This is a genomic window from Vreelandella populi, from assembly GCF_003989825.1.
In the GTDB taxonomy this organism is placed as follows: domain Bacteria; phylum Pseudomonadota; class Gammaproteobacteria; order Pseudomonadales; family Halomonadaceae; genus Vreelandella; species Vreelandella populi.
Genome location: NZ_RZHE01000015.1, coordinates 583,501 through 603,283, shown reverse-complemented (window position 1 = coordinate 603,283; position 19,783 = coordinate 583,501). Strand labels below are relative to the sequence as shown.

Sequence of the window (19,783 nt, the reverse complement as noted above, 5' to 3'; positions counted from 1 at the left end):
ACATGGCATGCAGCAACTGAATCCTTCCGAGATCAGCGACATCATCAAGCAGCGAATCGAAAAGCTTGACGTCGCATCCGAAGCCCGTAATCAGGGCACCATTGTGAGCGTTTCCGACGGTATCGTGAAAATTCACGGCCTTGAAGACGCCATGTTTGGTGAAATGATTGAATTTCCCAACAGCGTTTTTGGCATGGTACTTAACCTGGAGCGCGACTCCGTAGGTGCCGTTGTCCTGGGCGACTATCTGCTACTTGAAGAAGGCATGACCGCCAAGTGTACCGGTCGTATTCTTGAAGTACCGGTAGGCCCTGAGCTGATTGGCCGTGTTGTCGATGCGCTGGGTAACCCGATCGATGGCAAAGGCGACATCAACGCCAAGATGACCGACGCGGTAGAAAAAGTGGCGCCGGGCGTTATCACCCGCCAGTCGGTTGATGAGCCGATCCAAACGGGTCTGAAATCCATCGATGCCATGGTGCCGATTGGCCGCGGTCAGCGTGAGCTGATCATCGGTGACCGCCAGATTGGTAAATCGGCCATCGCGATCGATGCGATTATCAACCAGAAAGGCAAGGGTGTTACCTGTGTCTATGTCGCCATCGGTCAGAAGCAGTCGACCATTGCCAACATAGTAAGAAAGCTTGAAGAGCACGGCGCGATGGGTCACACCATCGTGGTGGCTGCAGGCGCCGCTGATCCGGCACCCATGCAGTTCCTGTCCGCCTACTCTGGCTGCACCATGGGCGAGTACTTCCGTGACCGTGGTGAAGACGCGATGATCGTATATGACGATCTCTCCAAGCAAGCCGTGGCTTACCGCCAGGTATCCCTGCTGCTGCGTCGTCCGCCGGGTCGTGAAGCTTACCCGGGTGACGTGTTCTATCTCCACTCGCGTCTTTTGGAGCGTGCGGCACGCGTTAACGTCGATTACGTCGAGAAGTTCACCAATGGTGAAGTGACAGGCAAGACCGGTTCCTTGACCGCGCTGCCTATCATCGAAACCCAGGGTGGCGACGTTTCCGCGTTCGTTCCGACCAACGTGATCTCGATCACCGATGGTCAGATCTTCCTGGAAACCAACCTGTTCAACTCCGGTGTTCGTCCGGCGATTAACGCAGGTCTGTCGGTTTCTCGTGTAGGTGGTGCAGCGCAAACCAAGATCATCAAGAAGCTTGGCGGTAGCGTGCGTCTGGCCCTGGCTCAGTATCGTGAGCTGGCGGCATTCTCGCAGTTTGCCTCTGACCTTGATGAAGCAACGCGCAAGCAGCTTGAGCACGGTCAGCGTGTGACCGAGCTAATGAAGCAGAACCAGTACTCGCCGATGTCTGTGGCAGAAATGGCTCTCTCGCTGTATGCCGCCAATGAAGGCTACCTGGATGACGTGAGCGTCGACAAGGTGCTGGACTTCGAACGTGCCCTGCACGGTTACATGAAGTCCGAGCATGGCGATCTGCTCGACAAGATCAACCAGAGCGGCGACTACAACGACGAGATTAAAGACGGCATGAAGTCGGGTCTCGAGAAGTTCAAGGCGACTCAGAGCTGGTAATGTCTGGCCCGCCTTAACAGGTGGGCTTGCCTACTTTCTGAGAGCCACGAACGAAGGGTAGATCGCTATGGCAGCTGCAAAAGAGATACGCACCCAGATCGGGAGCATCAAAAATACGCAGAAGATTACCAGTGCCATGGAAATGGTAGCTGCGTCGAAAATGCGTAAAGCACAAGATCTAATGAAGGCCAGCCAGCCTTACGCCAAGCAGATTCGTAACGTGGTAGGCCACCTGGCTAACGCTAACCCCGAGTACACGCACGACTACATGGTCGAGCGTAACGAGGTGAAACGTGTTGGTTATATCGTGGTTTCCACCGACCGTGGCCTGTGTGGCGGGTTAAACGTCAACCTGTTCAAAGCCGTGGTGAAAGACGCTGTGGCCTGGAAACAGGAAGGCGCTGAGCTGGACTTTTGTGCCCTCGGCTCCAAGGCCGGCGCTTTCTTTCGCAACTATGGCGGCAACCTGATTGCGGCCAAGAGTGGAATGGGAGAGAAGCCGACCGTTGAGGGTTTGATCGGAAGTATCAAGGTCATGCTCGAAGCGTACGACGAAGGACGACTCGATCGCCTGTTCGTGGTGTATAACGAATTTGTTAACACTATGACCCAGAGGCCGGTTGTTCGTCAGCTTCTTCCGCTATCACCCGATATGGGTGTCAGCGAGCACGACGAAGAAAACGCCCGTCCCGGAAGTTGGGACTACCTGTATGAACCGGATGCCAAGGCGTTGCTTGATAGCCTGCTGGTTCGTTTCGTCGAATCACAGGTGTATCAGGCGGTCGTCGAAAACGGAGCCTGCGAACAGGCAGCCCGTATGATCGCCATGAAAAGTGCCACCGATAACGCAGGCAATCTGATTGATGATCTGGAGATGGTCTATAACAAGGCCCGCCAGGCTGCCATCACCCAGGAAATTTCCGAAATTGTCGGCGGCGCTTCAGCCGTATAACGCCTAGGGAGCCTAATGTTCACAGGGCTCCCGGCAGACAGGTTTCATTTGCAGGTTTTTGAGAGGAACCAAGATGAGCGGACGTATCGTACAAATCATCGGCGCGGTGATTGACGTAGAGTTTCCGCGGGACTCTGTGCCCAAGGTCTACGACGCGCTGAAGGTCTCTGAAAAAGAGACCGTCCTCGAAGTCCAGCAGCAGCTGGGCGACGGCGTGGTACGCGCAATTGCCATGGGCTCCACCGAGGGTCTGAAGCGTGGCATGAACGCGGTCAATACCGGTACTGCCATTTCCGTACCCGTGGGTAAGGAAACGCTGGGCCGTATCATGAACGTACTTGGCGAGCCGATCGACGAAGCAGGTCCGATTGGTGAGCAAGAGCGTATGCCGATTCACCGTAAAGCACCCAGCTATGCCGACCAGGCGGCTTCTAATGAGTTGCTGGAAACCGGTATCAAGGTTATCGACCTGGTCTGCCCGTTTGCCAAGGGTGGTAAAGTCGGCCTGTTCGGCGGCGCCGGTGTAGGTAAAACCGTTAACATGATGGAGCTTATCCGCAACATCGCCACCGAACACAGCGGCTACTCAGTATTCGCCGGTGTGGGTGAGCGTACGCGTGAGGGTAACGACTTCTATCACGAGATGACGGAATCCAACGTTATCGACAAGGTAGCGCTGGTTTACGGTCAGATGAACGAGCCCCCGGGCAACCGTCTGCGCGTGGCGCTGACCGGCCTGACCATCGCGGAAAAATTCCGTGACGAAGGCCGCGACGTTCTGCTGTTCGTCGACAACATCTACCGCTACACCCTGGCCGGTACCGAAGTATCCGCCCTGCTTGGCCGTATGCCATCAGCGGTAGGTTACCAGCCAACGCTGGCCGAAGAGATGGGCGTTCTGCAAGAACGTATCACCTCGACTAAAACGGGCTCTATCACGTCTGTACAGGCCGTATACGTACCTGCCGATGACTTGACCGACCCATCGCCGGCAACGACGTTTGCTCACCTGGACGCCACTGTGGTACTGGCACGTTCGATCGCTGAGCTGGGTATTTATCCGGCCATCGATCCACTGGACTCCACCTCACGTCAGTTGGATCCGCTGGTCGTCGGTGAAGAGCACTACACTACCGCTCGCGGTGTGCAGAACGTTCTTCAGCGCTACAAGGAACTCAAGGATATCATCGCCATCCTGGGTATGGACGAGCTGTCTGATGAAGACAAGCTGGCCGTTGCCCGCGCGCGTAAAATCCAGCGTTTCCTGTCGCAGCCGTTCTTCGTGGCTGAGGTCTTCACTGGTTCGCCCGGCAAGTATGTTTCGCTGAAAGACACGATCCGTGGCTTCCAGGGCATTCTCGCAGGTGAATACGACGATATGCCGGAACAGGCCTTCTACATGGTCGGCTCCATCGACGAAGCAGTCGAAAAAGCCAACCAGATGAAGAAGTAATCCCGTCCATTAGGGGGATTCGCTATGGCGAATAGCTTCACTTGCAATATCGTCAGCGCTGAAGCATCTATCTTCTCGGGTACTGTCGAGCAGGTAGTGGCTTCCGGGATGATGGGTGACCTGGGTATTTTGCCGGGTCACGCTCCGCTGCTGACCGAGCTTCAGCCGGGCCCGATCCGGGTAATCCACGATGGCGGCAAGGAAGAAAACTTCTTTGTCTCAGGCGGCTTCATGGAAGTGCAGCCCGACGTTGTGACCATCCTGGCCGACGCCGCTTCCCGCGCAAGCGACCTTAATGAGGCCGCTGCCGAAGAAGCACGTCAGCAAGCGCTGCAAGCCTTTAATGAGAAGTCAACTGAGCTTGACTACACCCGTGCGGCAGCAGAACTTGCCGAAGCCGTTGCCCAGCTGCGAACGATTCAGCAGCTGCGCAAGAAGGCGGGTAAAGGCTAAAAAACGCCCTTGGCGTTCATAAACGCTCCTTGAACCCAGATTAGGGTTTAAGGGGCGTTTTTTTTGTCTGGTACTATGACGCGTATACAGTGGCATTCTGTGTTTCGGCTGCCACGATTTAGCAGTCGTGTTTTGAAATGAGTTTTTGTAAAGATGTTTTGTAACAGTATCTTGCAACGATATTTTGCAATAGCACTTGCAACCGTACTTTGTCAGAAAGGGGGAGAGCGATGGCATTAAATGATGAAAGCCTGCAGGAACTGAAGGCCGAGCTGCTCGACGAGCTGGTAAAGGACAAGCCGAGTAAAAACCTGCTTTCTGAGCGTCTGGCCGAGGTTCGCTCAGCTGATATCGGTGAAGTGCTTGAAGAACTTATCGAAGAAGACGAAGAACTGCCGGCGGCGCTGGCGATCCTAGATGTTCTTTCAAGCGAACGCGCGGCCAATGTGCTTGGCTATTTGCCCGGTGAAAGCCAGCTTGAAGTCGTAGGCGAGTTAAGCGATACCCAGGTGCTTAAGCTTCTAGAAGAGATGGGATCTGATGAACGGGTCGACCTGTTCAATCTTCTGGACGAGGATCGTCGCGAGGCATTGTTGCGCCGTATGGCTCACCAGGAGCGTGAAGACCTCAAACGCCTGGCAAGTTATCAGGAAGGGACGGCCGGCGCCATCATGACCTCTGACTATGTGGCCATAGCCAGTGGCATGACGGTGTCGCAGGCGCTGATGCGCGTACGTCAGACCGCGCCTGATGCCGAGACGGTCTATCAGCTCTATATATTGGACAGTGACGGTGAGTTGATTGGAACGATGTCGCTGCGCCAATTGATAGTGGCGCGCCCAGGCGCGTTCGTTGACGACATCATGATCAAGGATGTAATCAGCACGGCTGTGGATGAGGAGCAGGAGGAGGTAGCACGCATCGTGGCCCGCTACGACTTGCTTGCGCTGCCTGTGATCGATTCGGATGGCCGATTGGTAGGTATTGTGACCCACGATGATGCCATGGATGTCGCGGAGTCCGAGGCTACCGAGGATTTCCATAAAGGGATGTCGATCGGTCAGCTGGAAGATGGCGTGAGTCGTGTACGGCTTTGGAGTCTGTACCGCAAACGCGTGACGTGGCTAGTTTTACTGGTGTTTGCCAACCTGTTTTCCGGCGCGGGCATTGCCTACTTTGAAGATATCATTGCCGCCCAAGTGGCCCTGGTGTTCTTCCTGCCGTTATTGATCGGCAGTGGCGGTAATGCCGGTGCCCAGGCCGCCACCCTGATGGTACGCGGGATGGCGACGGGTGACATAGGCGTGAAGGACTGGAGCAAGATGCTCGGCCGTGAGCTTTTGGTCGCTGGCTCGCTGGGTCTCACCATGGCGATTGCCGTGACGCCGATTGGTATTTTCCGCGGCGGTGAAGCCGTCGCCATGGTGGTGGCGCTGAGTATGGTGACGATCGTACTGTTCGGCAGCCTGATCGGCATGTGTCTGCCTTTTGTACTCGAACGCTTCAAGGTTGACCCGGCCACCGCTTCGGCGCCTTTGGTAACCACGCTGATCGATGCCACCGGCGTACTGATCTACTTCACCATCGCAACCGCCATCCTCTCTCAGCTATAGCCCTTGGCTTTATGGGTACGGCCCTAGTGCCGTACCCAGCCGCGGTTGATCAGCGGCGAGAACACGAGGCGATAGCACCTCACGGCCACGCGTTCATAAAGCGGCAGTACCAGCCAGGCACGGCCTATGCCCGTTAGTGCAGCGGCCACTGGGGCCAGCATTAGCGCGCCGATCATGTCCTGGGGAAAGTGAATGCCCATAAAGATTCTGGCCCAGGCGACCGGTAGGGCCAGCACTAACAGGCAATGACCGATACGCCGAGTGCGATCATGCAGCGTCAAGCTGAAGGCCATGGTCAGCATGATTGTTAGATGGTTGCTGGGAAAGGCGGGCGTGGCCGCGTGCACCTGAAGATACTCGCCCACGGGCACCATGAAGGGGCGTGGCATGGGCCATAGTGTGCCGATGGCCCAGCTTGCCGCCAGCGCCATCACGGTTGCGACAAATGCTTCCAGAAGCGGTCGCTTGAGCGTATCACCACCGAGCAGCCAGCCAATGACGAGAAGCGCCGGTACCAGCAGGATAATATCCGAGGCGCACCAGTGGGCAACCATGACAAGCCAGGTAGGCGAATCGGGGGGCGAATTGAGCAGTTCGAAAAGAGCGAGATTGAGCGCGTCCATATCTTCCAGAGCATCATGGTCTATAAGAGAGGCAGGGTTTCTGGCCTGCCGCGTACGCTTGCTTTAATGAGAAGCGCGACGCTATAGGACCGCGTTTCTTGTTGAACGTTCTGGGGTTTCTAGCGCATCGAGCTGCTGGCGGCTCGCGTGATGAACATCACTTCCACATGCCCCAGCCACTCTATATCGCAGGCCAAGGCCTTTAGCTGGCTGGCAAGGCACTGGGGAGGCTGATTGACCGCATCGTCGATGATCAGCGAAACCGATATCTGGCTATCCAGGTAGTGCAGCTGAAGCTCGTTCAGCGTGCGCCATACCGGATGACGGTACCAGCGCTCGTTGAGCGCCGCTTCGACTTCAGGGCGCAGCGGCAGGCCGGGCAAGCGGCTGGGGTCGCCTTCGCCGGCATCATCCTCGGGGTCGACGTGGAAAATAACGTCGGTTAACAGCGGGAATTCGTGGCGCAGGCGGCGGCTGACCTCATTGCCGATCTCATGGGCCTCCGAGACGGTGATTTTGGGCCCGACCACCACATGCAGATCGACCATCACCCAGCCCGCTGACTGGCGGGTACGCAAATCGTGCACGCTATCCACTCCCGGCACGCTGCAGGCAACATCGTGCATCTGCTGCTGGACGTCTTCGGGAAGCGCGGTATCGACCAGCTCGCGGGCCGATTCCCACAAGAGATCCCAGCCCACTTTACCCACCAGCAGCCCCACCACAATGGCGGCTACGGCATCCAGCCAGCCAGCGCCAAACTGAGCGCCAATCAAGGCGACCAACACCACCGCCGTGGAGAGGGCGTCACTGCGCGAGTGCCAGGCATTGGCTTCCAGAAGCCTCGACTGGATACGCTTGGCCACGTGCATGGTATAGCGAAATATCCACTCTTTACTGAGAAGGGCAATAAACGTGATCACGATCGCCCAGAGGCCGGGGGCGGTAACTTCGGCACCACTAAACAAGCGGCTCAGACTGGACCAGGCGATGCCACCTGCCACGAAAATCAGTACGCTGCCTAACAATAGCGTCGTGAGGGTTTCAATACGCCCATGCCCATAATGATGGTCGTCATCCGGCTCCTGACGGCCATAGTGAATAGCCGCTAGCACAAACCCGTCGGTTACCAGGTCGGAAAGCGAATGAATGCCGTCGGCAATCAGCGCAGCCGACCCGACAAGAAATCCTACCGCGACTTTCACAACGCTAAGCAGGCCATCAAGCCAAGCACCGATATAGGTGACGCGCTTGGCGGTTCGGCTATCTTGCTCACGGTTGGGAACCACTGGCGTTTCAACGGTCTGAGTCATGGAATACCTGACAGGGCACGCGTTCGGTAAAACCGTATTGTAGCGCACCGCCTGGTAATCTCTTAAGCCCTTTAAGATGAAGTATTCGCGCGCACATAATGTTATACGACGATGGCCCATGGCGGACATGCGCCTGATAGAGGTGTATCCTTATGTAACAACGTCATTCAATAACCTTCTTATGTACAGGATGATCCATGGAGTGGTTACAAATACTGGTACTTGCCGCGGTGCAAGGCCTAACTGAATTTTTGCCTGTTTCAAGCTCCGCGCATTTAATTTTAGTACCGGTACTTACTTCATGGGAGGATCAAGGGCTTGCCTTTGATGTTGCGCTCCATGTAGGAAGCTTGACTGCCGTTATCATTTATTTTCGAAGAGAAATCCTGCAAATAGTGCAAAGCAGCTTGGCGATTTTAAAAGGCGGGCCGGTCGATGAAGATGCCCGCTTGGGCCTCTGGATCGTCGTCGCTACCCTACCGGTGTGCATCATCGGTTTTCTGCTTCAAGACGCCATCTCAAATTACATGCGCTCAACGCTGGTTATTGGAATCAGCCTGATTGGCTTTGGTCTCTTGCTGGGCTATGCCGATTACTTCAAGAGAGGGACCAAAAGCGAGTATCAGATGGGCTGGAAGGAAGTGCTGATTATCGGCTTTTCCCAGGCGCTGGCCCTGATACCCGGCACCTCGCGCTCTGGCATCAGCATGACGGCAGCCCTGATGGTGGGAATGAGCCGTGAAGGGGCCGCCCGCTTCTCCTTTCTACTCTCTATTCCAGTTATCCTTCTGGCCGGTGGGCTTGAAGCCATCAAGCTGCTACGCCAACCTCAAGCCATCGATTGGTTCCCACTGTTTGCCGGCACGCTGTTATCCGGCGTGTTTGCGTATCTGTGTATTCACTACTTTCTGGTCATCATTAAAAAAATGGGCATGCAGCCCTTTGTCGCATATCGCGTGCTTTTCGGTGCGTGGCTTATCTGGTTTTTTCACTTTTAGAGCTAACTCATGATCTCATCACTGCCTGGGTTGACGCAGTTATTGAAAAAAGCGGCCGTCGCTGCCGCACTTTTGCTTTTAGTAGGCTGTTCTGAGAAAGATCGTCCGCTCGATTCACCGGTACGCTTGGAAGGGGGAATTTTCGGTACCTTCTACCAGATAACGATCAGCGATCCTTTGACCCAGGAGCAGGCTGATAACCTGGAATCCGGTTTTCTGGCTGAGCTTGAAAGCGTGGATATGGCCATGTCGACCTATCGCGATGACTCTGAGCTGAGTGTCTTTAACCAGGCACCGCTGGATGAATGGCAGCCGCTTTCCAATGCGCTTATTGAAGTATTGGCGATTAGCCGCTCGGTAGCAGAAAAAAGCGATGGCGCTTTTGATGTGACCATCGGCGATCTGGTTAATTTGTGGAGCTTTGGGCCTGAAGCGCGGCCCAAGGAGATCCCATCGGAGGAATTGCTTGCCGAGCGGTTGGCCCAGGTCGGTTTTGACGCGGTGGAAGTGGATACACAGGCCATGCAGGCACGTCGTGAGCGTAATGTTTATGTCGACCTTTCTGGTGTTGCCAAAGGCCATGCGACTGATCGCGTGGGCGCATATCTGGATCAGCAGGGGATCGAGGGTTATCTCATCAACCTGGGTGGGGATATGCTGGCCCACGGGTACCGCGATGATCAAAATACCCCCTGGCGCGTGGGCATTGAAACCCCGCAAAGCGGTACGCCTCATGCCCAGCATATTGTGCCGCTACATGATATGTCGGTGGCCACCTCCGGTGACTACCGTAATTACTTCGAGGCCGATGGACAGCGATTTTCTCATACCCTTGACCCGCGTACCGGGCGACCGGTCACGCATAAACTTGCCTCGGTATCGGTATTTCATCCCTCCAACGCCTGGGCTGATGCTTGGGCAACGGCATTGCTAGTTGTGGGTAGTGAGGCCGGTATGGAAATGGCGGTAGACCATAATCTGAGTGTTTTAATGTTGATACGCGATGGCGATCATTGGCAAAGTATCGTAAGCCCTGACTTTGTTGAATATTTCGGCGAAGACCTGGTCAACGAGTTGGGGATTGAGCCATGGACTGCCCCTAACGCGCGCTCGACACAAGAAGGTAACTAGGATGCACAATGAACTGGATGTCGTGATTCTTGCGGCAGGTAAAGGCACACGGATGCGCTCACAAACGCCAAAGGTACTGCATACCCTGGCGGGAAAACCCATGGTGACGCACGTGCTGGAAACCGCTGCAGGCTTACAGCCTGAGCGTACCCATGTGGTGATCGGCCATGGTGCTGACCAACTGCGCAAGGCGCTAGCCGATGAGAACGTGACGTTCGCCTTACAAGCCGAGCAAAAAGGCACGGGCCATGCGGTTGCCCAGTCGCTGGATCAACTGGGTAGCGGGAACGTACTGGTACTTTATGGCGACGTGCCGCTGATTCAGCGCGAAACGTTAAGTGCGTTACTAGCCCATGTGGATGATGAGCATATGGGGCTTTTGACCGTCACCCTCGTTGACCCGACGGGATATGGTCGCATTGTGCGTAATGACGCAGGTGAGGCGGTGGCAATTGTCGAGCAGAAGGACGCTAGTGCCTCCGAGCTTGCGATCACCGAGTGCAACACGGGCATCATGGCGATGACCAGTGCTCAGTTAAAGCGTTGGCTACCGAGACTCTCTGCCGATAACGCTCAGGGCGAGTACTACTTGACCGATGTTATCGAAATGGCCGCTAGTGACGGCATTAAGGTATGCACAGAACAGCCTGCCAGTGCCTCTGAAGTGGAAGGCGTTAACAATCGTGCACAGATGGCGCGATTAGAGCGCGCGTATCAGGTACAGGTAGCTAACCAGTTAATGGAGCAGGGCGTGGCGCTGGCCGACCCGGCTAGGCTTGATGTTCGGGGTAGCCTGACCTGCGGGCATGATGTATCTATCGATATTGGCTGCGTTTTTGAAGGCACCGTAGAACTTGGCGAAGGCGTACGCATAGGGCCTTACTGTGTGATCAAGAACAGCACCATCGGCGCTGGCAGTAATGTAGATAGCCATAGTGTGATTGATAGTACGGTCGCTGCGGGACGTAACCAAATTGGTCCCTATGCGCGGCTACGCCCCGGCACGCGGCTAGCCATCAGCGCCAAGGTCGGTAACTTTGTGGAAACCAAAAATGCCGAGGTAGGCGAAGGCAGTAAGATCAATCATTTAAGCTATGTCGGCGATGCCCGTTTGGGGCGTGATGTGAATGTGGGGGCCGGTACCATTACCTGCAACTACGACGGTGCCAACAAGCATCATACCGAAATAGGCGATAACGCTTTTATTGGCTCCAATAGTGCGCTGGTAGCTCCAGTCACTATCGGCAAAGGGGCGACGGTAGGTGCCGGGTCGACCATTGCCAAGGATGTCAGTGAGCATGCGCTAGCGGTAACGCGTAGCAAGCAGCTGGAAAAAGTCGGCTGGCCGCGCCCCGTCAAATCCGATAAGTAGACTATTGGTACACCCACCGCTTTTTTACATGCTTTAGGAGATTCGTTTATGTGTGGCATCGTCGCGGCTGTTGCGCAACGTAACGTGCAGGAAATACTGTTGGAAGGGCTTAAACGCCTGGAGTATCGCGGTTACGATTCAGCCGGTATGACGGTGTTGAACGATAAAGGCGAGCTGACCCGTCATCGCGCGTTGGGCAAGGTGGCTGTTCTGGGAGATGAGCTTGCCAAGGCAGCTCTGCCGGGCTTTTTCGGCATTGCCCACACCCGCTGGGCAACCCATGGTAAACCGTCAGAAGCCAATGCACACCCGCATCACAGCGGGCAGCAGGTGGCCGTCGTACATAACGGAATCATCGAGAACTACGAGTATATAAAAGAGACCCTGCAAGCCAGTGGTTACACGTTCAGTTCAGAAACCGATACCGAAGTAATCGCTCATTTGCTTTCCGACAAACTGCAAAGTGGTTTCAGCCTGTTTGATGCCACCCAGGAAATTGTTAATGGCCTGGGCGGCGCCTATGCCTTGGGCGTCATGAGTAGCAAGGAACCAGGCGTAGTAGTGGGCGCTCGTCAGGGCAGTCCTCTGGTAGTGGGCGTGGGTATTGATGAGGCATTTTTAGCCTCAGACCCGCTTGCTTTGCTGCAGGTGACGGATCGGTTTATTTACCTGGAAGAGGGCGACCTGGTAGAACTGCGTGAGAAAGGTGTCATCCGCATCGTGGATCGTGACGGCAATTCAGTAACCCGGCCCGTACAAATCTTCGAGCATGGCGATGGTGCTGCCAGTAAAGGGGACTATCGTCACTATATGCTCAAAGAAATCTATGAGCAGCCTACGGTCATTCAAGCTGTTCTTGAAGGTCGGCTGAGTGGCAACAGCGTACTGATAGAGAGCTTTGGTCCTGATGCCCAGGCACTTTTCCAGAAAGCGCGTCAAATACATATCATCGCCTGTGGCACCAGCTACCATGCTGCCATGGTGGCTCGCTACTGGCTTGAGCGTTACGCCTGCGTACCGGTGCAGGTTGAAGTAGCGTCAGAATACCGTTATCGCCACCCGGTTGTGCCGGAAGGCGCCTTGTTTGTGACACTTTCCCAATCTGGTGAAACGGCCGATACGTTGGCGGCTCTTCGGTTTGCCAAAACCTTGGGCTACGTAGGCACGTTGGCGATCTGCAACGTGCCGGGAAGCTCTTTGGTGCGCGAGTCTGACATGACATTGATGACCCGTGCGGGCCCTGAAATCGGTGTTGCCTCGACCAAAGCTTTCACTACCCAACTGGTCGCGCTCATGCTGTTGACGCTTTCGGTCAGCAAAGCCAAGGGCCAGGAAGAGCATGCGGGTATTGTGGAAGCGTTGCAGACGCTCCCTGACGTCTGCAAGCAGACGCTGGCGCTGGATAGCCAGATAGAGCAGCTTTCTCAAGCCTTTGCGGAAAAACATCATGCGTTGTTTCTGGGCCGGGGTGCTCACTATCCTATTGCGTTGGAAGGTGCGCTCAAGCTTAAAGAGATTTCTTACATTCATGCAGAAGCCTATCCTGCAGGCGAGTTAAAGCACGGGCCGCTGGCACTGGTGGATAGCGAGATGCCGGTCATTTCGGTCGCGCCCAACGATGACCTGTTGGAAAAGCTTAAGTCCAACTTGCAGGAAGTCCGCGCCCGTGGTGGCCAGCTATTTGTATTTGCCGATGAAAACGTGGGTATCAAACCTGAGGATAATATTCAGGTCATTGAATTGCCCCATATTCATGAAGCGCTGGCGCCGCTTTTGTATACCCTTCCCCTGCAGCTTCTGAGCTACCACGTAGCAGTTTTGAAAGGTACCGATGTGGACCAGCCGCGTAACCTGGCGAAAAGCGTAACAGTCGAATAACAGCGTAAGCAAAATTAGGGAAGTTTCAAAAAACCGCTTTACATGGTGCGGCATTAAGCCGCACCATATGCGCGGTCGCTGCGTTGCCGCATTTAGTTAGTGTGCTTATTATCGTGGCGCTGTCTCTCTCCCAAACTGTCAGGATCACGCTGTCATGAAACCACCAAACGTCCTTGCTGCCCGGCTCTTAGCTCGCCGGGTCGCTTGGTTGTTGATCGCTCTCTGCACTATTGCTTTTCCCACTCTCTCCTATGCCGATGCCGGCCCCCTTGATTTAACCCTGTCGCTTGCCGGTATTACCTGTGTTGCCATCTTCATACTTGCCTACGCTCTGGTCATGTCTGAAGAACTTATCCACATGCGCAAATCAAAGCCCGTGCTGGTGGCGGCGGGGCTTATCTGGGCTATCGTGGCATGGGTATACGTTCAGGCTGGAATGCCTGAAGTATCGGAAATCGCATTTCGTGAAACCCTGCTTGAATATACTGAGCTGCTGCTGTTCTTGTTGGTAGCCATGACGTATATCAACGCGATGGAAGAGCGGCGTACCTTCGATGCGCTGCGTGCATGGCTTGTACGCAAAGGATTTAGTTACCGTAGCCTTTTCTGGATTACCGGTTTCCTGGCGTTTGGTATTTCGGCGATTGCCAATAACATGACCACGGCCATGTTGATGTGTGCAGTGGTGCTGAAAGTAGCCGAAGGCGATAAAAAGTTTATTGGTTTATGCTGCGTTAACGTGGTGGTGGCCTCTAACGCGGGAGGCGCGTTTAGCCCGTTTGGGGATATCACCACACTGATGGTTTGGCAGGCAGGCCAGGTGCCGTTTAGCGGCTTCTTTGTGCTTTTATTGCCTGCGATTGTTAACTTCATGGTGCCTGCAGTCATCATGAATTTCTTTATTGTTAACCGCCAGCCTGCGGCCCTTACTGAAACCGTTTGGCTCAAGCGGGGCGCACGGCGGATTATCGTGCTGTTTTTGATTACCGTTGCCATTTCAGTTCTCTGCCACTCGGTTCTGCATCTGCCGCCTGCCATGGGCATGATGTTCGGCCTGGGGCTTTTACAGTTTTTTGGCTACTACCTGCGGCGCAGTCTGCCGCGCTCGCTGGAGCGCAAGCGGGAACGTTATTCGCGCCGGGGAGACTGGAAGAAGCTGGAGCAGCTGGGTAGCGTGGTACCGTTTGATATCTTCAGCCGTATTGCCCGCTCGGAGTGGGACACCCTGCTGTTTTTCTACGGGGTTGTGCTGTGTGTTGGCGGGCTTGGCTTTATGGGTTACTTAAGCCTGCTGTCTGAAACGCTTTACGGCGGTTGGAACCCGGTCTGGGCTAACGTGGTGTTAGGTCTTATCTCGGCGGTCGTGGATAACATTCCCGTGATGTTTGCGGTGCTTTCAATGGCGCCGGATATGTCGGAAGGCAACTGGCTATTGATCACCCTGACAGCCGGCGTAGGCGGCAGCCTGCTTTCCATGGGTTCTGCTGCGGGTGTTGCCTTGATGGGACAGGCGCGGGGTATTTATACCTTTATGGTCCACTTGCGCTGGGTACCTGCCATTTTGTTGGGTTACGCGGCAAGTATCGCGACTCATCTACTGATTAACGCGTCCCTATTCTGATAGATCGATTGATACGTTACTAAAAACGCCCCTTACCGTTACCGATAAGGGGCGTTTTTATATAATAAAAATAATTTTAAAAAAATAATATCTTAGGTGTAACTGGCTAGCTAACCCTATAGGTCGTGACCGGTAATCACTTGGCAGATATCGGCAAAGCTGCGCGCCATGGGGACTACGTTGTTCACTTCTTTACCGACCGCATTTTGTATATCGGTAGCTGAGACCAGCCCACGAATGGTCAGCTCATGCTGGGCATCGTACTGGGTAATCAACAGGTGCTGCTCGGTAGCGTCTTCCATAATAAAGACAAGGTCTTCAATCGTCAGAGCGGAAAGCTGAGCGAACGTCATGGCGCTCAGCTTGTTCCAGGGCGTCATGATCATTTCAGCAGTAATTTCGTTACGATCAAGGTTACGCTGCTGCATGGCCAGGTTGATACGACGGGTGCCGATTAGCTCTCGGGAGGTAAGAATGCCTAGGCAGTGGCTCTGCTTATCGGTCACGAATAGCAGCCGTACACCGCTGTGCCGCATTTTAAGATGGGCTTCATCCACAGGCGTATCGGCTGTAACCGAATGAGGCTTCAGGGTCTGAAAGTCGGTAAGTACGTCAAGCGCTGAGCTTTCAGTGGTTAGTCGTTTGGCCTCAGGTGAGGTAAGGCGGGGTGTCGTGTTGAACTGAATTAAAGATTTGGGAGAAAAAGCCACTTGGTTCATCAGGGTACCTCCTGTTATAGGGACTAACGGCTTACTGCCCGCTGGTCTGGTACCTTCAGAGTTGCAGTTAATTCTTACCACAACCTTAAGACTCGAAAATGATCACAAAAACGGGTCTGAAGATAAACGACGTTTTAGTGTTACCTGAACACGCAAACCACCTCCCGGCGCGTCATCAAACGCCAGCATGCCGCCTTGTTGGGTAATGATCCGTTCAACAATAGATAACCCGAGCCCGGAGCCCGCGCCAGGCCCTGACCGGTGAAAGCGTGCGGTCACCGCCTTGCGCGCCGCTAGCGGAATGCCAGGGCCCTGATCGTCCACCACTATGGTGATGTGCTCCGCCGCAGCTTTGAGGTGCACGTGGATATTGCCGTTAGGGGGGGAGTGCTGGATAGCGTTACCTACCAGATTTTGAATCAACGCCCCCAGCGCGCCAGGAACCTCGTTTAATGTCCAGGGGCCCTCTTCATCGGCATCTAGCTGAAGCGATTGCTGTTGCTGCTGAGCCAGAGGCAGCAGTTTGGCCAGCGCATCACGCACCTCGAAAAGTGCATCCACAGAGCGTAGTGGCGGGCTGGCTTCATCGGGGTCAAGCCGTGCCAATGTTAATAGCTGGCTGACCAGATGAGTGGCCCGGGCAACGCCCTGGCGCAAGTGATCAAGTGACTCCTCACGGTCTTGTGGGGTCTGTGCGGCCAGGGCGTTTTGCGCATGCAGATCAAGTACGGCAAGCGGGGTGCGTAGCTCGTGGGCGGCATCGGCGATAAAGTGCTTTTCACGCTCCCGCAAGCGTTGAATACGCATTAACAGACGATTAAGCGCGCCGGAAATGGTCGCCAATTCGTAAGGCAGTGGGGAAAGCCTGAGCGGCTGGAGATTGTGCGGGTCACGGCTGCGAATCTGCTCTGCCATTCGCGACAGCGGCGCAAGCCCCCAACCGATGCTCCACCAAAGCAGCAAAGCCAATATAATTAAGCCGATAAGCTCAGGCAACAAAGTGCGCAACGCCACACGCTTGATCAGGCCTAGGCGCACATCGTCGCGTTCACCCACGATCACTCGGCGGGTGCCGTCAGCCAGCGGTAAAGTATAGGTTTGCCACGTCTGTTCTTGATGCTGCTGCCTTGCATAACCACCCTCGGGCGCTGAAAGCGGTGCGGCAAGGGGGAGTCGCGGCGCATCCGCCGAACGGAGTAGCAATTCGTCTCCTTCCCAAAGCTGAAACACCAGCATGTTGGGAGCGCGTTGCTCGGTTTGCAGGGTGCTTTCCACTCTTCTTAGGAGCGCTTGGCGATAGGCTGGTGGTAGGGGAGCCTGCATCAGTTCGCCCAACAGATGGGCGTGGCGGGCGAGGCTGGCATCATGCAACTGCTGGATTTCATGGGTGGTGTAGCGATAGCTGATCACGCTGATTGCCATGATGCTGAATAAAAACAGCAGCAGCGTCAGCCCCAGCGTTCGCCGGCGAATAGAGTTCACCGTTCGCCTCCTGGCGGCGTCTTGTCCATTACGTAGCCAATACCGCGCAGCGTGCGAATCACCTCAGGGAATAGCTTACGCCTCAGGTGGTGGATATGGACTTCAATGGCATTGCTCTCCACATCTTCATCCCAGCCATAAATCAGGCTGGTCAGCGTATCGCGGGTAAATACCCGGTCCGGGTGGCCCATAAATTCCTGCAGCAGGGTAAATTCGCGCCGCGAAAGGGGAATGTTTTGACCCTGATAACTAGCGCTTAGGGTTAGCGGGTCCAGACGGATGCCGCGGCACTCCAGGTGGTTATCCAGCTGGCCTTGGCTTCGCCGCAATAGCGCGCGCAGGCGGGCCTTGAGCTCCTCTACCTCAAAGGGTTTGACCAGGTAATCATCAGCCCCGGCATCCAGCCCCGCAATGCGGTCGTTAATACCATCTCGTGCAGTGAGGACCAGAATGGGAATCTGGCTGCCCTGGCGGCGAACGGTCTTGATAATCTGCAAACCATCCACGCCGGGCAGGCCTAAATCGAGAATCATCGCATCGAAAGGTTCGGACTCTTTGAGTGCCAAAAGGGCACTGTTGCCATTATCTAAATGGTCAACGGTATAGTGCTCCGGCTTGAGCGCCAGGCGAATGCCCGAAGACAAGCTGGCGTCATCTTCAACCAGCAGTATGCGCATGGTGTTAGCTACTCCTGTAATGGTCCGTTAATTGGTAACAAAAGGTAGCATCGTTAGGGGGAGTCAGTCAGGATTAACATCAACGAAAGCAATGCAATGGCGCTTTGATTAATGAATAAATCCACCGTTTATAGCGCTTGTGTGGCTATCTGCCCTTCAACGCTTCGCCGGGAAGCACTGCTGCATCTGGCTGCGGTCCATGAGCCTGCTTTGCAGCCAGCACTCCAGGCTGCCTTGAAGTCGGCCAGACAGCCTGACTGGGAAGGGCTATGGGTCTATCGGCAGCAAGAGCAGATTACCGGTGCGCTCTGGGTTCAGCCGCTCGCCCACGCCACGGCACAGCTATGGCTTCCTCGTCAGGATAGCCCGGCAGGCCAGGCCTTGCTGGTTGCCGCCCACGCATGGATAACCGAGCAGGGAATAACCCTTTGCCATGTGGCATTGCCGCCCAGCCACTATGCGTGGGAGGCGACGCTGCTCGCCCACAATATGGTGCGCCTGGCCGAGCTGCGCCATTTATCTATTAATTTGTTATCCGTTACCTTGGCGCCTGAACTAACCTGCGTGCAATCTGGTACGCCAACGCCTATCAAACTGGAAGCCTTTGCCAAGCTGAACGTGGCTGCGCAAACCTCCCTGCTTGATTCAATCAGTCAAGGGTCGCTGGACTGCCCGACGCTGCGGGAGTCGCTTTCCAGTGAAGCACTCTTGGCTGGTTTTTATAACCAGGCCCCGGAGGCTCCAGATCACTGGTATAGCGTTAACTTAGGTCATGAACGGGTAGGCGTGCTGCTGCTGGCTCCTGGGTCTGAACATTGCTGGGAGCTTTTATTAATGGGCGTCGTGCCGCTATGGCGCGGCCAGGGAATAGGCCGAAAAGTGTTACAAGCAGCTTTTAAGCTAGCGGTTAGCCAAGGCGCGGCCGATATGATACTAACGGTCGATGCCAACAATACGCCTGCCCTACGCCTTTACCAGCAGGCGGGATTAGCCTGCTATGCCCAGCAGCGCCTGCTTGCCTGGAAATGCTAATGGTTTAATGCTTCAAGCCTATGATGAAGCACATGAATTCTTTTATTCAAAGGATAATATTAAGTGTGTCGTTTGGTTTTTCTTCTATACTGAGAGCGCTGTATTAAGGAATGCTTCTTTTAATCATGGAGGAAACGCTATGAAAATTTTGCTTTGGGTTATTATCTTTATTTTTGCCGTAGGTCTTCTTACCCTTACCGGCGTCTTTAAACTGATCTTCTAAACGAACGCATTTAAATCACCGTGTAGGCACTTCTATTTCATCCACGATAGGCGACTCTCGCCTATCGCCCCTTTGGTTATCCGGCATTAAAACTTGTTCTGCTATCTGTGAAAAAGAAGATACTATTTTCTTGAAACGCTGTTATCGGTGCAGGGTTGGACCTTGTTGTCGTGATGATAAAAGCTGTCGTGGCGATAAAAGACTAAGGGGGGCTGGGTGAATTTCAAATGTATATTGGGCGGGTTAGTGGCTTTTGGGATGTTATCAGGTGTAGTGCTTGCTAACGAAGAAGCCGAAGATGAACCGCTTGCCGAGCGCCTTGCGCCGGTTGGCAGGCTCTGCCTACAAGGCCAGGAGTGCCAACGGGCTGTGACCCAGCATAGGGAGACTGAAGTTGCTGCGTCAGATACGCCTGACCTGGAAGAAGCCGCCCAATACGACGGTGAAGCGCTATACGCCAAGGCGAGTTGTGGCGCCTGCCACGCGGCAGGCATTGCAGGCGCCCCGGCGACGGGTGATAGCAATGCCTGGACGGCACGGCTTGCTCAGGGGACTGACAAGCTTTATGCCAATGCGATCAACGGAATTGGTGCCATGCCACCCAAGGGTGGCCGGTTCAATTTCAGCGATGACGAGATCAAAGCGATTGTCGACTATATGGTTGACGAGCTTGAATAACCTATCCACAGGC

The 19,783-nt window shown here is 54.8% G+C and carries 18 protein-coding genes; 13 read left to right on the top strand and 5 right to left on the bottom strand.

Annotated features, from left to right (window positions below; translation table 11 throughout):
- The first annotated feature begins 7 nt into the window (after positions 1-7).
- The 5 genes from atpA to mgtE all read left to right on the top strand — a co-directional run bounded on the left by atpA (position 8) and on the right by mgtE (position 6,023).
- Positions 8-1,552, top strand: coding sequence for a F0F1 ATP synthase subunit alpha (gene atpA / locus ELY25_RS17380; RefSeq protein ID WP_126952516.1), 1,545 nt, complete (start codon positions 8-10; stop codon positions 1,550-1,552).
- Positions 1,553-1,619: 67 nt separating this feature from the next.
- A complete protein-coding gene (gene atpG, locus ELY25_RS17375) occupies positions 1,620-2,504 on the top strand; it encodes a F0F1 ATP synthase subunit gamma (RefSeq protein ID WP_106374615.1) in 885 nt (294 codons plus the stop codon).
- A 73-nt stretch (positions 2,505-2,577) separates the two neighbouring features.
- A complete protein-coding gene (gene atpD / locus ELY25_RS17370) occupies positions 2,578-3,957 on the top strand; it encodes a F0F1 ATP synthase subunit beta (RefSeq protein WP_126952515.1) in 1,380 nt (459 codons plus the stop codon).
- A gap of 24 nt (positions 3,958-3,981) precedes the next feature.
- Positions 3,982-4,410 (top strand): F0F1 ATP synthase subunit epsilon, encoded by a 429-nt coding sequence (locus tag ELY25_RS17365; RefSeq protein ID WP_126952514.1) that lies wholly within the window; start codon positions 3,982-3,984, stop codon positions 4,408-4,410.
- 230 nt (positions 4,411-4,640) lie between these two features.
- Entirely contained in the window at positions 4,641-6,023 is a 1,383-nt protein-coding gene (mgtE, locus tag ELY25_RS17360) for a magnesium transporter (protein ID WP_126952513.1), read from the top strand.
- 23 nt (positions 6,024-6,046) lie between these two features.
- Here the strand turns inward: mgtE and ELY25_RS17355 are convergent, their stop codons facing one another.
- Positions 6,047-6,646, bottom strand: coding sequence for a phosphatase PAP2 family protein (locus tag ELY25_RS17355; protein ID WP_126952512.1), 600 nt, complete (start codon positions 6,644-6,646; stop codon positions 6,047-6,049).
- A gap of 119 nt (positions 6,647-6,765) precedes the next feature.
- A complete protein-coding gene (locus ELY25_RS17350; RefSeq protein WP_126952511.1) occupies positions 6,766-7,959 on the bottom strand; it encodes a cation diffusion facilitator family transporter in 1,194 nt (397 codons plus the stop codon).
- A gap of 197 nt (positions 7,960-8,156) precedes the next feature.
- Here ELY25_RS17350 and ELY25_RS17345 point away from each other — a divergent pair, with 197 nt between their 5' ends.
- The 5 genes from ELY25_RS17345 (at position 8,157) to nhaD (ending at position 14,959) form a co-directional block, all read left to right on the top strand.
- Positions 8,157-8,957 carry an undecaprenyl-diphosphate phosphatase gene (locus tag ELY25_RS17345; RefSeq protein WP_126952510.1) on the top strand — a complete coding sequence of 267 codons (801 nt, stop codon included), beginning with the start codon at positions 8,157-8,159 and terminating at the stop codon, positions 8,955-8,957.
- Positions 8,958-8,966: 9 nt separating this feature from the next.
- The gene (locus ELY25_RS17340) at positions 8,967-10,088 is read left to right on the top strand and encodes an FAD:protein FMN transferase (RefSeq protein WP_126952509.1); all 1,122 of its coding nucleotides are present in this window, start codon (positions 8,967-8,969) and stop codon (positions 10,086-10,088) included.
- Position 10,089: 1 nt separating this feature from the next.
- Positions 10,090-11,460, top strand: coding sequence for a bifunctional UDP-N-acetylglucosamine diphosphorylase/glucosamine-1-phosphate N-acetyltransferase GlmU (glmU, locus tag ELY25_RS17335; RefSeq protein WP_126952508.1), 1,371 nt, complete (start codon positions 10,090-10,092; stop codon positions 11,458-11,460).
- A gap of 48 nt (positions 11,461-11,508) precedes the next feature.
- Entirely contained in the window at positions 11,509-13,338 is a 1,830-nt protein-coding gene (gene glmS / locus ELY25_RS17330) for a glutamine--fructose-6-phosphate transaminase (isomerizing) (protein ID WP_126952507.1), read from the top strand.
- A 154-nt stretch (positions 13,339-13,492) separates the two neighbouring features.
- The gene (nhaD, locus tag ELY25_RS17325) at positions 13,493-14,959 is read left to right on the top strand and encodes a sodium:proton antiporter NhaD (protein ID WP_126952506.1); all 1,467 of its coding nucleotides are present in this window, start codon (positions 13,493-13,495) and stop codon (positions 14,957-14,959) included.
- Positions 14,960-15,075: 116 nt separating this feature from the next.
- Here nhaD and ELY25_RS17320 read toward each other — a convergent pair whose 3' ends face one another.
- From ELY25_RS17320 to ELY25_RS17310, 3 genes are all read right to left on the bottom strand, one after another.
- Positions 15,076-15,678 (bottom strand): CBS domain-containing protein, encoded by a 603-nt coding sequence (locus ELY25_RS17320; RefSeq protein ID WP_126952505.1) that lies wholly within the window; start codon positions 15,676-15,678, stop codon positions 15,076-15,078.
- Between the two features lie 102 nt (positions 15,679-15,780).
- Positions 15,781-17,160 (bottom strand): ATP-binding protein, encoded by a 1,380-nt coding sequence (locus ELY25_RS17315; protein WP_126952504.1) that lies wholly within the window; start codon positions 17,158-17,160, stop codon positions 15,781-15,783.
- Positions 17,157-17,837, bottom strand: coding sequence for a response regulator transcription factor (locus ELY25_RS17310; RefSeq protein ID WP_126952503.1), 681 nt, complete (start codon positions 17,835-17,837; stop codon positions 17,157-17,159). Before ELY25_RS17310 ends, ELY25_RS17315 begins: the two co-directional genes overlap by 4 nt.
- A 111-nt stretch (positions 17,838-17,948) precedes the next feature.
- Here ELY25_RS17310 and ELY25_RS17305 point away from each other — a divergent pair, with 111 nt between their 5' ends.
- The 3 genes from ELY25_RS17305 to ELY25_RS17295 all read left to right on the top strand — a co-directional run bounded on the left by ELY25_RS17305 (position 17,949) and on the right by ELY25_RS17295 (position 19,770).
- A complete protein-coding gene (locus tag ELY25_RS17305) occupies positions 17,949-18,869 on the top strand; it encodes a GNAT family N-acetyltransferase (RefSeq protein WP_126952502.1) in 921 nt (306 codons plus the stop codon).
- On the top strand, positions 18,835-19,092 hold the full coding sequence (locus ELY25_RS17300) for a hypothetical protein (RefSeq protein WP_126952501.1): 258 nt from the start codon (positions 18,835-18,837) through the stop codon (positions 19,090-19,092). The genes ELY25_RS17305 and ELY25_RS17300 overlap by 35 nt, the downstream gene beginning before the upstream one ends.
- Before the next feature lie 258 nt (positions 19,093-19,350).
- Positions 19,351-19,770 carry a c-type cytochrome gene (locus tag ELY25_RS17295; protein ID WP_236995760.1) on the top strand — a complete coding sequence of 140 codons (420 nt, stop codon included), beginning with the start codon at positions 19,351-19,353 and terminating at the stop codon, positions 19,768-19,770.
- The last annotated feature ends 13 nt before the right edge of the window (positions 19,771-19,783 follow it).